The 13,720-nt window shown below is 47.8% G+C and carries 11 protein-coding genes; 8 read left to right on the forward strand and 3 right to left on the reverse strand.

Translation table 11 applies throughout. The features are described from left to right. The first annotated feature begins 64 nt into the window (after positions 1 to 64). The 7 genes from J0L70_RS24430 to J0L70_RS24460 all read left to right on the forward strand — a co-directional run bounded on the left by J0L70_RS24430 (position 65) and on the right by J0L70_RS24460 (position 10,252). Complete coding sequence (locus J0L70_RS24430) at positions 65 to 2,029, forward strand: ferredoxin--nitrite reductase (RefSeq protein ID WP_017288935.1); 1,965 nt, start codon at positions 65 to 67, stop codon at positions 2,027 to 2,029. Between the two features lie 96 nt (positions 2,030 to 2,125). Further along, a complete protein-coding gene (locus tag J0L70_RS24435; RefSeq protein WP_287456263.1) occupies positions 2,126 to 3,463 on the forward strand; it encodes a CmpA/NrtA family ABC transporter substrate-binding protein in 1,338 nt (445 codons plus the stop codon). 87 nt (positions 3,464 to 3,550) lie between these two features. Next, a complete protein-coding gene (gene ntrB / locus J0L70_RS24440; protein ID WP_287456264.1) occupies positions 3,551 to 4,384 on the forward strand; it encodes a nitrate ABC transporter permease in 834 nt (277 codons plus the stop codon). Positions 4,385 to 4,416: 32 nt separating this feature from the next. Beyond that, positions 4,417 to 6,435, forward strand: coding sequence for an ABC transporter ATP-binding/substrate-binding protein (locus J0L70_RS24445; RefSeq protein WP_287456265.1), 2,019 nt, complete (start codon positions 4,417 to 4,419; stop codon positions 6,433 to 6,435). A 73-nt stretch (positions 6,436 to 6,508) separates the two neighbouring features. Continuing rightward, complete coding sequence (locus tag J0L70_RS24450) at positions 6,509 to 7,345, forward strand: nitrate ABC transporter ATP-binding protein (RefSeq protein ID WP_017288931.1); 837 nt, start codon at positions 6,509 to 6,511, stop codon at positions 7,343 to 7,345. Positions 7,346 to 7,792: 447 nt separating this feature from the next. After that, the gene (locus J0L70_RS24455; protein WP_017288930.1) at positions 7,793 to 8,029 is read left to right on the forward strand and encodes a DUF1830 domain-containing protein; all 237 of its coding nucleotides are present in this window, start codon (positions 7,793 to 7,795) and stop codon (positions 8,027 to 8,029) included. A gap of 21 nt (positions 8,030 to 8,050) precedes the next feature. After that, on the forward strand, positions 8,051 to 10,252 hold the full coding sequence (locus J0L70_RS24460; RefSeq protein ID WP_287456266.1) for a molybdopterin oxidoreductase family protein: 2,202 nt from the start codon (positions 8,051 to 8,053) through the stop codon (positions 10,250 to 10,252). Between the two features lie 30 nt (positions 10,253 to 10,282). Here J0L70_RS24460 and J0L70_RS24465 read toward each other — a convergent pair whose 3' ends face one another. The 3 genes from J0L70_RS24465 to J0L70_RS24475 all read right to left on the reverse strand — a co-directional run bounded on the left by J0L70_RS24465 (position 10,283) and on the right by J0L70_RS24475 (position 12,553). Then, complete coding sequence (locus J0L70_RS24465; protein WP_287456267.1) at positions 10,283 to 10,930, reverse strand: SOS response-associated peptidase; 648 nt, start codon at positions 10,928 to 10,930, stop codon at positions 10,283 to 10,285. A 137-nt stretch (positions 10,931 to 11,067) separates the two neighbouring features. Further along, positions 11,068 to 11,559 (reverse strand): rhodanese-like domain-containing protein, encoded by a 492-nt coding sequence (locus tag J0L70_RS24470; protein ID WP_287456268.1) that lies wholly within the window; start codon positions 11,557 to 11,559, stop codon positions 11,068 to 11,070. Positions 11,560 to 11,689: 130 nt separating this feature from the next. Beyond that, on the reverse strand, positions 11,690 to 12,553 hold the full coding sequence (locus tag J0L70_RS24475) for a M23 family metallopeptidase (RefSeq protein ID WP_287456269.1): 864 nt from the start codon (positions 12,551 to 12,553) through the stop codon (positions 11,690 to 11,692). A 74-nt stretch (positions 12,554 to 12,627) separates the two neighbouring features. Between J0L70_RS24475 and J0L70_RS24480 the strand changes: the two genes are divergently transcribed. Next, the gene (locus tag J0L70_RS24480) at positions 12,628 to 13,332 is read left to right on the forward strand and encodes a class I SAM-dependent methyltransferase (RefSeq protein ID WP_287456270.1); all 705 of its coding nucleotides are present in this window, start codon (positions 12,628 to 12,630) and stop codon (positions 13,330 to 13,332) included. Positions 13,333 to 13,720 lie beyond the last annotated feature (388 nt).

Here is a 13,720-nt window from a genome sequence, read left to right on the forward strand (position 1 = left end):
CGGTTCCGCAGTTGATATCGATTTGTGTTCGCTCTGGAACACCTTATATTCATAGGCTCAATCCATGACAGACACCCTTGCAGCACCGACCCTCAATAAGTTTGAAAAACTCAAAGCAGAGAAAGATGGTCTTGCGGTGAAAGCAGAACTCGAGCACTTTGCTCGGCTCGGCTGGGAAGCAATGGATGAAACCGATCGTGATCATCGCTTGAAATGGCTCGGTGTGTTCTTTCGCCCCGTAACTCCTGGCAAATTTATGCTGAGAATGCGGGTTCCGAATGGCATTATCACGAGCGGACAAACTCGGGTGCTCGGAGAAATCCTTCAGCGCTATGGAGATGATGGCAATGCAGACATCACGACTCGCCAGAACTTTCAACTGCGAGGAATTCGGATTGAAGACCTTCCCGAAATTTTTCGTAAGTTTGACCAAGCTGGATTGACGAGCATTCAATCCGGGATGGATAACGTTCGTAACATTACCGGATCGCCTGTTGCTGGCATTGATGCAGATGAGCTAATTGATACTCGCGGGCTAGTTCGCAAAGTTCAAGACATGATCACGAACAATGGTCGTGGTAATTCGAGCTTTAGTAACTTGCCTCGGAAATTCAATATTGCGATCGCAGGGTGCCGCGATAACTCAGTTCATGCTGAAATCAATGACATTGCTTTCGTTCCCGCTTTCAAAGATGGCACATTAGGATTCAATATCCTAGTTGGCGGATTCTTCTCTGGGAAACGCTGCGAAGCTGCAATTCCACTCAATGCTTGGGTTGACCCGCGCGATGTCGTTGCGGTCTGCGAAGCAATTTTAACGGTCTATCGGAACTTGGGACTGAGAGCAAATCGTCAAAAAGCTCGCTTAATGTGGCTGATTGATGAGATGGGCTTGGAACCGTTCCGCGAAGCTGTTGAAAAACAATTGGGATATGCTTTTACGCCTGCTGCTGCCAAAGACGAGATCCTTTGGGACAAGCGAGATCACATTGGGATTCATGCCCAAAAACAGCCTGGATTAAACTATGTGGGCTTGCATGTTCCAGTGGGACGGTTATACGCGCAAGATTTGTTTGATTTAGCTCGGATCGCTGAAGTTTACGGCAGTGGTGAAATTCGCTTAACTGTCGAGCAGAATGTGATCATTCCGAATGTTCCGGATTCACGAGTTTCTGCATTGCTCAGAGAACCCATTGTCAAACGGTTCTCGATCGAGCCTCAGAATCTTTCACGGGCATTAGTGTCTTGTACTGGTGCACAGTTTTGTAACTTTGCACTGATTGAAACTAAAAATCGTGCGGTTGCTTTAATGCAAGAGCTAGAACAAGACCTGTACTGTCCTCGCCCAGTGCGCATTCATTGGACAGGTTGCCCGAACTCTTGTGGACAACCTCAAGTTGCAGATATCGGACTGATGGGCACAAAAGTCCGCAAAGATGGCAAAACAGTCGAAGGCGTGGATCTCTATATGGGGGGCAAAGTTGGCAAACATGCTGAACTTGGAACCTGTGTGAGAAAAAGCATTCCCTGTGAAGATCTCAAACCGATTCTGCAAGAGATTTTGATCGAGCAATTTGGTGCGCGTCTCTGGTCAGACCTGCCCGAATCCGCTCGTCCAAATCCGACCGCCTTGATCACGCTCGATCGTCCCACGGTGGAAACACCGAACGGGAAATCAACAACCGTGCAAGAGCTTAATGCACAAGAGTTTGACTATGTGCTGAGTGCGCCACCTGTTGTAAAAGCGCCAACAGAAATCGCAGCTCCAGCAACGATTCGTTTTGCTCAGTCAGGAAAAGAAATCACCTGCACCCAGGATGATTTGATTCTAGACATTGCAGACCAAGCCGAAGTCGCGATCGAAAGTTCTTGCCGATCAGGAACGTGTGGAAGTTGTAAATGCACCTTACTCGAAGGTGAAGTCAGCTATGACAGCGAACCCGATGTGCTCGATGAGCACGATCGCGCTTCGGGTCAGATTCTCACCTGTATTGCTCGTCCTGTCGGTCGTATCTTGCTCGATGCTTGATCCCTAAGTTTGTTCGCTCCGCTCATTGTTCTCACATGCGCCAGCTTTTTGCTGTGCTTCCTTTTCCTTCAGTACATTCTCTAAAAAGGACGATCCATGTCTTCTAATCTTTCAAGACGTAAGTTCATTTTGACCGCAGGCGCAACCGCAGCAGGCGCAGTGATTGTGAATGGTTGTAGCACAGGTCTAAATAAAAGTGCTTCTAGCGGTGCGTCCTCTCCTGCTGCCTCTCCTGCTGCAAATATCAGTGCGGCAGATGCACCAGAAGTCACAACGGCTAAATTAGGCTTTATCGCCCTGACCGATTCGGCTCCATTGATCATTGCGTTAGAGAAAGGATTCTTCGCGAAGTACGGCATGAAGGATGTGACCGTTACTAAGCAAACCTCATGGGCAGTGGTGCGTGACAACTTGGAATTGGGTTCCGAGAGAGGTGGAATTGATGGTTCTCACATTTTGACTCCGATTCCTTACTTTATGTCCGCAGGTAAAATTACCAAGGGTAATACGCCTGTGCCGATGTACATCTTGAGCCGTTTGAACACTGACGGTCAAGGAATTTCAGTCTCGAATGACTATGCTGATCTCAAGCTTGCAGTCGATAGCTCTCCTTTGAAAGCAAAAATCGCGGAAGCAGCAGCAGCAGGTAAGAAATTCAAGTGTGCTATGACTTTCCCAGGGGGAACTCACGATCTGTGGATTCGTTACTGGCTCGCAGCAGGTGGCATTGATCCTGAGAAAGATGTTGACCTTGTGGTTGTTCCACCCGCTCAAATGGTTGCCAATATGGAAACCAAAACGATGGATGCCTTCTGTGTGGGTGAACCTTGGAACGAGCGCTTAGTTAGCAAGAAATTGGGTTACACCGCGATTACCACAGGCGAATTCTGGAAGAACCATCCAGAAAAATCGTTCTCAATGCGGGCTGATTGGGTAGACAAGAATCCTAAAGCAACAAAAGCCCTGATGATGGCAGTCCTTGAAGCTCAAATGTGGTGTGACAAGGACGAGAACAAAGAAGAAATGTGCAAGATCTTGTCGGCTGACAAGTATGTGAAAGCGCCTGCTGCAGACATTGTTGAACGTTCAAAAGGGAACTTCGATATGGGCAATGGTCGCACGTTGCAGAACAGCGATCTGCTGATGAAATTCTGGCGTGAGGATGCAGCTTATCCGTTCAAGAGCCATGACGCTTGGTTCGTCACTGAAAATATGCGTTGGGGCAAGTTTGAAGCCGATACCGATGTCAAAGCGTTAGTTGACAAAGTGAATCGCTCGGATATTTGGCAAGCAGCAGCCAAAGCGATCGGTCAAGAAGCAGCAATTCCCAAAGATGCCGATTCTCGTGGCATAGAAACCTTCTTCGACAAAGTGACCTTTGATCCTGCAAATCCAAAAGCTTACTTGGATAGCCTCAAAATCAAAAAAGCATAACTTCAGACGAGGCGAGTCAGATTTGCCATCTTGCTCGCCTCTCCCTCATTGCTGCTGACTGTCCTACAACGTTCTTTCCTCTCTCCTATGACTATCAACCCGACTCTCCGTCCCGTTCGACCGTCCCAATTCTCAGAAACTCTGAAAAAGTATAGTGGTGCCCTCGTTCCAGTCATTGTCTGCGTCGGCATTGCGCTGGTGCTCTGGCAGATGCTATGTCTGAGTCCAGAATCCAAGATGCCCGGTCCGATCAAAGTCATTGAACAGACTTGGAGATTGATTCTCGATCCGTTCTACGACAATGGCGGGACAGATAAAGGGTTAGGCTTGCAAATTCTCATTAGTTTGGAACGAGTCGCGATCGGGTACTCGCTTGCGGCTGTCGTAGGAATTGCACTCGGCGTTTTACTCGGTGTCAGTAAGTTCATGCGGAACGGACTTGACCCGATCGTGCAAGTTTTAAGAACCGTTCCTCCGCTCGCATGGTTGCCGATCTCGTTGGGAGTCTTCCAAGACAACAATCCAGCCGCAATCTTCGTCATTTTTGTCACAGCAATTTGGCCGATCGTGATTAATACCGCAGTCGGTGTGCAGCAAATTCCGCAAGACTATAACAACGTTGCTAAAGTCTTGAAGCTGTCGGGTAAAGAGTATTTCTTGAGTATTTTGGTTCCGTCCACTGTGCCTTATGTATTTGGTGGACTGAAAATTGGGATTGGTTTAGCATGGCTGGCAATTGTGGCAGCAGAAATGCTGAAAGCAGAAGGCGGCATCGGCTTTAAGATTTGGGATGCTTACAACGCAGGCAACGAGGACAGCATGAGCCAAATCATCATCTGTGTCTTGTTGGTCGGCTTAGTTGGATTAGTGCTCGATCGCTTAGTTGGCTGGCTCGGTTCACTGATTACATCTGATAACTAAACTGATCACTCAACCCTCACCTGATTTTTGCTATGTCTGTTTTCTTAGAAGTTGACCACGTGGATAAGGTATTCCCGCTCAAAGATGGCGGCGAGTACATTGCTCTGAAAAACATTGAACTGAAGATTAACCAAGGTGAGTTTATCTCATTTATTGGTCACTCTGGCTGTGGCAAGTCTACCTTGCTGAATATCATTGCGGGATTAGATCATGCTTCGACAGGAGGGGTGATTCTCGAAGGTCGGCAAGTCACCGAACCTGGTCCCGATCGCATGATGGTGTTTCAAAACTATTCGCTCTTACCTTGGAAGACCGTGCGCGAGAACATTGCGCTAGCAGTCAACAAGGTGATGAAAGACGCATCTAAGTCTGAGCGGCATGAGGTGGTCGAGCGTCACATTGATATGGTGGGACTGCGCCATGCAGCCGATAAAAAGCCGAAAGAACTATCCGGTGGGATGAAGCAACGTGTGGCGATCGCGAGAGCGTTAGCGATTCGCCCGAAGCTCTTGTTGTTAGACGAACCATTTGGGGCATTAGACGCACTGACGCGAGGAAATCTCCAGCAGCAATTAATGAACATTGCTCAGGAGAACAATTTGACCTGTGTAATGGTGACACACGATGTCGATGAAGCGTTGTTGCTCAGCGATCGCATTGTGATGCTCACCAACGGCCCAGAAGCCCATATTGGGCAAATTCTAACCGTTCCCATTCCTCGTCCTCGCAACCGTCTGGAAGTGGTGAATCATCCGAGCTACTATGCGCTACGGAATGAAATGATCTACTTCTTAAATCAGCAGAAACGAGACAAGAAACGCAAACGCCAAGCTGTTGCTGCCGTTGCCAAGAATGGCTTAGAGAAGGTCAATCTCGAAATTGGGTTTGTTCCGCTCACAGATTGTGCGCCGCTGATTGTGGCGAAAGAGAAAGGATTCTTCAAAAAGCATGGGCTTGAGGATGTCACGCTCAGTCGTGAACCGAGTTGGAAAGCGATCGCTGAAGGAATTCGCAGCAATCGCTTAGATGCGGCTCAAATGGTCGCTGCGATGCCACTTGCAATGACGCTAGGTAACAGTGGTTACGACCCTCTTCCGATTGTGACCGCAATGGTCACGTCTCGCAATGGGAATGCGATCACCCTGAACAAGGCTTTCTTAGACAAAGGCGTTCGCACCCTCGCTGACTTCAAACAGGTGCTAGAAGCAACCCAGGATCAAACTCATACGTTGGGTGTGGTTTATCCAACTTCGATGCACAATTTGATGCTGCGTTACTGGCTGGCATCTGGAGGCATTGATCCAGATCAAGATCTCAATCTCACGGTGGTTCCGCCGCCTCAAATGGTGTCGAACTTAGTTGCCGGGAACATTGATGGATTCTGTGCTGGCGAGCCTTGGAATTCTCGTGCGATCCAAGAAGGTGCAGGCTATGTGGTAGCCACCGATTTAGATATTTGGCAAGGACACCCTGAAAAAGTGTTAGGAGTCCGTGAAGATTGGACATCTCAGCATCCAGAAACTCACAATGCTCTGGTGAAAGCTATGCTCGAAGCTTGCGAGTACTGTGACGATCGTCGAAATCGTGAAGAGATTCTTACCTTACTTGCCCGTCCTCAATATGTGGGTGCCGCAGCGGACTTTGCGCGTCCTGGATTCATTGATGCCTATGACACCGGAACGGGTGAGCCTCCGGTCAACTTACTACGATTCAATCAGTTCCATGTGGACAATGCGAACTGTCCAAATGGTGTAGAAGATTTATGGATCTTGACTCAGTTAGCACGGTGGGGCATTACTGTCTTCCCGAAAAACTGGATCGAAGTCCTAGAACGAGTCCGCCGAGTCGATCTCTATGGTCGAGCTGCACGTGAATTAGGTCTGCCGGATCACGAAGGCGATCGTCGATCGTTCCAACTCTTTGATGGTGTCGAATTCAATCCAGATGATCCGATTGGCTATCTCAATAGCTTGACGATTCATCGTGAAATTCGCATCGAAGAGGTGATCATCGATGTTGCAGAACCGATTAAAACGTCGATCGCAGCGTAGTAGGAACGGGGAGTTCTCCCCACTCCCCACTCCCCACCCTCTATCTCTCTGACCTCTCACCCACTCACTCCTTATGCAAATTCTCTCAACTCCAAACCCACACACTGAAGCAAATCCACTCACTCCCCTAGTCGAAGTTGAGGGAGTTTCAAAGGTTTATCCTAAAAAAGACGGCGGAGAAGCAGTCATTCTTGAGAATGTCAATCTCACCGTTAATGAAGGCGAATTTATCTGCGTCATTGGTCACTCTGGCTGTGGCAAATCCACTTTACTAGATATGATTTCTGGCTTTCGTCAGCCGACTGCTGGTGAAGTCCGAGTCGCGGGCAAGCGGGTTTCTGAGCCAGGTCCCGATCGTATGGTTGTGTTTCAGAACTATGCATTACTTCCTTGGAAAACAGCATTCGAGAACATTTATCTTGCAGTTCACGCCGTTTATCCTGACAAATCTAAGGCAGAGAAAACTGATATCGTCAACAAACATTTGGCGATGGTCGGACTCGAAGAAGCAGCCAACAAAAAGCCCAAGCAGCTATCGGGTGGAATGAAGCAACGAGTCTCGATCGCGCGTGCTTTGTCTATCTATCCAGAAGTGCTGATTCTTGATGAGCCGTTTGGAGCATTGGATGCGATTACAAAAGAAGAACTTCAAGAAGAACTGCTCCAAATTTGGTCACAGCATAAAGTGACGGTCTTGATGATTACCCACGATATTGATGAAGCGTTGTTTCTTGCCGATCGCGTCGTGATGATGACCAATGGTCCTGCGGCAACAATTGGCGAAATCATGGAAGTTCCCTTCCCGCGTCCTCGCGAACGTGCTGCTTTAATGGAAGATCCAAAGTACTACACGTTGCGAAACTATGCACTTGACTTCCTGTTTGGGAAATACGCTCATGATGACGAGTAGGAATTAATTCCTCAACACTTTTGCGATCGTACTGAGAGTCTAAAATTTATTCTAAAACCCCACGGCATCTAGCCGATCTCAGTACGGTCAAACCTCAAATTAAAATAAAACTAGAATCGCTAAAATTTATACATCAGAAACGCTTGACTGTATAGGATAGCAATTTCTTTAAATTCTTTGTCAATAAGAGATTCTAGCTTCTTCTGCCTTGTTCAGATTGATGCATCTTCTTGCAAGAGATTGCTAGAGTGATGGATTGAATACAATGGTTAAGATTCTCAACCCGTAACTATTCACACAGCCTGATTCTCCCAACCGGAAACAGACTAGACGCATCTGACAGTTTTTCTTCAAAGACGGCTGCCCGAAACATGCTTACAGCAGTACACAGTGATTTGACTCTGTTCGATTGTCCTCTTTACGGGTGTGATCCCCCCCATTACATTCATGACTTCGATTCTTTGCTACTACATCAATACTTCTCATAGCATTCAGCAAATTCGATTACATACTACTCAGCTTGCGCTCGATCGTATGGTTTTTCCCAGTGAAAAAATTGTGTTTGAAAGCTTACCAGAAGAACGATTAGAGATTTATACTTACACAGAAAACGGGTTGCAGTTATTTCAATCGATTGCCTGTTCGCAGCTTGAAGTCTTATCGCGAACGAAAGGCAGAACTTGAGAACTAAGGGGTTATAGACTAATGGCTGATCCAACTAAAACGCTCTGTCCATACTGCGGGGTTGGCTGCGGTTTGGAGGTGCTGCCGCCTGCGATTCCGGGGAAAGCAGTCAATCGAGATAAAGACGGAACGCCACTCTGGAATGTCCGAGGCGATCGCACTCATCCTTCTAGCCAGGGTATGGTCTGTGTGAAGGGTGCAACGATCGCTGAATCCCTGCACAAAGATCGCTTGCGTTTTCCGATGATGCGGGATGCATTGGATCAGCCTTTTCGTCGAGTGACTTGGGAAGAAGCGTTGACGAAAATTGTCGATCGCATTCGTCTAGTAAAGTTTACCCAAGGAGTCGATGCGATCGGCATGTATGCTTCAGGACAGTTTCAAACTGAAGATTACTACATCGCTCAAAAGCTGATGAAAGGCTGTTTAGGCACCAATAACTTTGATGCAAATTCGCGCCTGTGTATGTCTTCGGCTGTTGCAGGCTACCTTCAGAGCTTTGGAGCCGATGGACCGCCTTGTTGCTATGAGGATTTAGAACAAACTGATTGCGCTTTTCTGATTGGCACAAATACCGCAGAGTGTCACCCGATCGTGTTTAATCGCTTTCGTCGCTACCACAAGAAAAACTCCGATGTGAAGCTGATTGTCGTCGATCCTCGTTGCACTGAGACTGCTGCTGCTGCTGATCTCCATCTCGCAATTAATCCAGGAACAGATATTGATTTAATGTATGGAATTGCTCATCTTTTACTGAGATGGGGCGATTTAGACAAAGCTTTTATTGAATCTCATACGAATGGTTTTGAAGAATTTAAGGAAGTGATTCGCCACTATCCACCTGATGTCGTTGCGATTCGATGCGGCATTGCTGAAACCGAGCTTTTGACTGCGGCTCACTACTGGAGCAGCGCAAAGCGAGTCCTCTCCATGTGGTCAATGGGAGTGAATCAGTCGTCAGAAGGAACCGCCAAAGTTCGAGCGATTATCAATGTTCACTTAATGACTGGGCAAATTGGTAAACCTGGGGCTGGTCCTTTCTCGCTGACAGGACAACCGAATGCGATGGGGGGACGCGAAGCAGGTGGACTATCGCATCTGTTGCCGGGTTATCGATCGGTTACGAATCCAGGGCATCGTGCTGAACTTGAGACATTCTGGCAACTCCCAACAGGCTCAATCTCGTCTAATCCCGGCCTAACAGCTTGGGAGATGATCACTGGACTCGAAACAGGTAACCTTGGAATGTTGTGGGTTGCAGCAACGAATCCGGCAGTGAGTATGCCCGACATTGAGCGAACGAAAGCTGCATTACGTCAATCTCCTTTTACGGTCTATCAGGAGTGTTACTATCCGACTGAGATGGCGGACTATGCTCATGTGTTGTTACCGACGACGCAATGGAGTGAGAAGACAGGCGTGATGACGAATTCCGAGCGTCGTGTGACGTTGTGCCCTCAGTTTCGAGTTGCGCCGGGTGAAGCTCGATCGGATTGGGAGATTTTCGCAGAGGTTGGACGGAGATTAGGCTATCGCAAGCAGTTTGCTTTTAACTATGCGGCTGAAGTTTATGCAGAGTTTGTGCAGCTTACTCGCAATCGCCCTTGTGATCAGTCGGGATTGAGCCATACTTACTTACGAGAAATGGGTGCAACACAATGGCCTTTTTCAAGCAAAGCTGAACCGACGCAACAAAAAGTAGAAAAAGCAAAACGGCTTTATACCGATCTAAAATTCCATACGCCAGACGGGAAGGCGCGCTTTTCTCAGGTCTACTCACGTGGGCTTGCAGAGCCACCCGATGACAACTATCCGTTTGTGCTTACGACGGGTCGATTGTATGGGCATTGGCATACTCAGAGTCGTACTGGAAGAATCGAGAAGATTCGACAAATGTATCCGAATCCATTCATTGAGATTCATCCGCGGGATGCTGAAAAGTTGGGCATTCAATCGGATGATTGGGTGGAAGTACGATCGAGAAGAGGTACAGCCCGATTTCCGGCTAAAGTGACGAAAGCGATTACGCCTAAGACTGTCTTTGTTCCGATGCATTGGGGGGCGTTGTGGGCAGAAAACGCAGAAGCGAACGCCCTGACTCATGAGATTGCTTGTCCCGACTCTAAGCAGCCAGAACTGAAGGCCTGTGCCGTGCAATTGATTCCGGTGAAAGCGATCGAGAATTCTAATGCTTCAACTCATCTAGTTGCTTCGCCTTCTTGAGGATGATTTTCTGGTTTAGATTTACGAGCGTCAATTCAATCGAGCAATGCAATCTGGTGTGTCGTGGGTTGGGCGATTGACTGCCGTTGAAACGGGATAGCTGATCATTTTGTCGCTAACATAGGGGTGGAGCAGCGATTGCGGGGATTTGAAATCCGGATCGAGCCAGCGATCGTAGAAATCTTCGCTCAAGATGACGGGCATTCGATCGTGAACGGTTGCAGCAAGTTCGTTTGCTTCAGTTGTGATGATCGTACAAGTTTCGATCTCGTCTCCCTCGGGAGAATTCCAGTGCTCCCACAAGCCAGCAAAAGCAAAAGGCTCACCAGATTCGAGTCTGAAATAGAACGGTTGCTTTTTCTCAGATTGCTTTTTCCATTCGTAGTAGCCATCGGCGGGAATCAGGCAACGTCGCCGCCTAAAGGCAGTTCGGAAAGCAGGTTTTTCGCTGACCGTTTCGGCACGGGCATTGATCAGGCGAGAACCGATCGTTGGATCTTTTGACCAGGATGGGATTAAGCCCCAGTGTAGAGATTTTGAATGATGCGGTGTAACGATCGCGAGAATCGGTTGAGTCGGCGCAATATTGTAGCGAGGCTGCCAATCGGGAGTTTCTTCGAGGTCGAACATGGCTGCGAGTTCGGCGGCAGAGTGGGTCTGTGTAAATCTTCCACACATAGGACTGACTTCATTTTCACAGGTACAGATGTTGATCTCTCACGCCCTGAATCTCCCTAATTTGAGAGATCTGCTGAAAGAAATGAGAGCACTCTAGCCTCCAAGAAAGCTAGAGTGCTCTCGTTCTAGCCTAGCAATTATGGCTTTTGAAAGTCGATCTCTTGCCGCTCAAAATGGTTCTTGACATTCGTCACCACGTTGTAAGCATTTGCACCCGGTTCAGCCCGAGTTTCGTCGATTCCTTCTGTCGAGCCACCAACCGCTTTCCAAGCTTCCAGTCCGCCTTTGAGTTCTGCAACGTTCACAAAGCCTGCTTGACGTAGCATTCTTGCTGCTTCAGTTGTTTCTTCATCAGTTGCGCCATAGACATAAATATCGCGCTTGTATTCAAAATTCTTCTGGGACAGTTCGACCAACTGATCCATTGGAAATTCCATTGCACCCATGATGTGCCCGTGATTGTAAACATCACGAGGACGAACATCGAGAATCGTCAAAGCAGGCTCTCCCCACTCTAGACGAGACTTGAGATCGTGAACAGAAGACTCTGCCTTTAACCCAGGCGGAGTTGGCGTAATGTTAGGCAGTGCTTCTTTAGCATTTTCAATCGCATCTTCTAGTTTAGACATAATAAAAACTTCCCGTTTAGAGGTCTATTGCACTCTATCGGGAAGGACAGGAAAGACTAATCTGGCTCAAGTTAGAAGCAAGCGATCGTCAAAAGGTAGATTCTGCAATTTTGGATGTCGTACAGTTTGCTTATTCAAACGTGCCAGTTCGCCAAGGAGTCGGATCTACAGCTAAGCTATGGACAAATACGCCCCAATGCAAGTGAGGACCCGTTGCAGACCCAGTTGCTCCGACTGCACCAATGCGCTGCCCAGGTTTGACGAAATCGCCTTCTTTAACATCAATTCGACTCATGTGAATGTAAATCGATTCGACTCCTTGACCGTGGTCGAGTCCGACGCAGTTTCCATGCACTCGAAAGCCTTGAGATTCGCGTCCGATGAGCACAACACGACCTGCGGCAGGAGCAACGATCGCTGATCCTTGTCCGCCTGCATAGTCAATTCCCCGATGATAGTAATCTTTCGCAAAGACTCCGTTGTAATAGCGGCGAATTCCATAGCCAGAGCTAACCTCGCCTTGGTTCGGGCGTAAAAATTTACCTGACCAAAGTTTTTCTGGAGAAACGATCGCTTTAAAAGCATCAACCCGATCGAACTCAGCATCATCGCCATTGCTATCTTTACCCGGTGGAAGCCAGATGCTTTGGGTCGGAAACGATCGATTTCTCAACGTGAGTGGAATCGTTTGTGTATCTGTTCCAGCAGTCACTTGAATCGACAGCCGACCTGGACGATCGAGCGGAGTGGTCGGTAAGAGTGTGCGATAGCGATTGTTGCCCAGATCAAACGAGGGATAGGTCTTACCGTTAAAACGAACAGACGGAGCAGTCTGAGATTGGGTAATCAGTGAAATCGTATCTCCAAGCGCCGGAGATTTCGGTGTGAGTTGGGCTTGGAAGGCGCGAGAAGGTGCAGTGCAGAAGATGATCGATACAGCGATCGTCATTGCCAGCGCGAATTGGAGCAGGATGGAACGTTTAGTCAGGAACACGGCACTCTTGATTGCTACAAAACTGACAACAGTTTACAGTCTCTAGAAGAGAGAATCCGTATCGAGGTAGGACAATGTTTTGGAGAAGATTGGCAGCAATTTTCGCGGTTTGGATGTGTCTAAGTTCGCCTGTGTGGGCGGATGCGTATGAAGTGCGCGCCAATCATGATCCGGATGGAATTGGCAAAATCTATATGGGGCGTGAGATTGCTCAGGTGATGGGGCATCAGGGCGCAGGATGGTTAGAGCGATCGAGCCGCGAGACCGAGGAACAACCGCAAAAGGTGATTGCAGCTTTGCAGCTTAAACCGAACAGTGTTGTAGCAGATATTGGAGCCGGAACGGGGTATTTTAGTTTCCGAATTGCATCTGCTATTCCTCAGGGAAAAGTTTATGCAGTCGATGTGCAGCCGGAGATGTTAGAGATTCTAAATTATCTAAAAGATCAGAAAAAGCTTTCTAATGTGGAACCGATTTTAGGCAGCGAGACGACTCCGAATTTGCCTGAGAACAGTGTGGATTTAGCATTAATGGTGGATGCGTATCATGAGTTTGAGTTTCCTCAGGAAATGATGTTGGCGATTGCGCGATCGCTTAAACCTCAAGGACGCGTGGTTTTAGTTGAGTATCGAGGCGAGAATCCATTTGTGATGATTAAGGGATTGCACAAAATGACTCAAAAGCAGGTCAGACAAGAAATGAGTGTTGCGGGCTTAAAGTATGTTGAGACTCGCAATGGGTTGCCACAGCAGCACATTATGATTTTTGAGAAAGCATAACGGGACGAAAGTAACTGCTCATCCCCGCGAACAGATTGACCTAATTGCGATTGTGTTTTCAAATCTGGAAGCGCGATCGCGATCTCATTGAGACTCTAACAAACCCCTCCAATCGATATGAAAAAATGGGTTAATCCTTCGTTAGAAATGAAATCGAGTTCGATCGATCGTTGAGCCAGTTTCAAAGTACGGCAATGGATGGCGATCAAAAAATGGTACCCCTTCAGCTAATAGGCAACCTACTCACCAGACAGTAAAGTATAAGCAGGCAAAAAGATTGCTCGCTTCATGATTGGGTGACTTCTCCATATTCAACATTGCAAATTCTTGCTCTATGGCAAACCTCAGATCAATTCTGCTTGTTGCCTTGTTGCTAGGCACCGCATCT

Source organism: Leptolyngbya sp. UWPOB_LEPTO1 (genome assembly GCF_017302695.1).
Classification (GTDB): Bacteria; Cyanobacteriota; Cyanobacteriia; order Leptolyngbyales; family Leptolyngbyaceae; genus Leptolyngbya; species Leptolyngbya boryana.

Excerpts from the sequence above, each read along its gene's own strand:
- J0L70_RS24460 (WP_287456266.1), top strand. The coding sequence starts at position 8,051 with ATGGCTGATCCAACTAAAACGCTCTGTCCATACTGCGGGGTTGGCTGC.
- J0L70_RS24470 (WP_287456268.1), bottom strand. The coding sequence starts at position 11,559 with ATGTCTAAACTAGAAGATGCGATTGAAAATGCTAAAGAAGCACTGCCT.
- J0L70_RS24445 (WP_287456265.1), top strand. The coding sequence starts at position 4,417 with ATGTCTGTTTTCTTAGAAGTTGACCACGTGGATAAGGTATTCCCGCTC.
- ntrB (WP_287456264.1), top strand. The coding sequence starts at position 3,551 with ATGACTATCAACCCGACTCTCCGTCCCGTTCGACCGTCCCAATTCTCA.
- J0L70_RS24455 (WP_017288930.1), top strand. The coding sequence starts at position 7,793 with ATGACTTCGATTCTTTGCTACTACATCAATACTTCTCATAGCATTCAG.
- J0L70_RS24430 (WP_017288935.1), top strand. The coding sequence starts at position 65 with ATGACAGACACCCTTGCAGCACCGACCCTCAATAAGTTTGAAAAACTC.
- J0L70_RS24465 (WP_287456267.1), bottom strand. The coding sequence starts at position 10,930 with ATGTGTGGAAGATTTACACAGACCCACTCTGCCGCCGAACTCGCAGCC.
- J0L70_RS24435 (WP_287456263.1), top strand. The coding sequence starts at position 2,126 with ATGTCTTCTAATCTTTCAAGACGTAAGTTCATTTTGACCGCAGGCGCA.
- J0L70_RS24480 (WP_287456270.1), top strand. The coding sequence starts at position 12,628 with ATGTTTTGGAGAAGATTGGCAGCAATTTTCGCGGTTTGGATGTGTCTA.
- J0L70_RS24450 (WP_017288931.1), top strand. The coding sequence starts at position 6,509 with ATGCAAATTCTCTCAACTCCAAACCCACACACTGAAGCAAATCCACTC.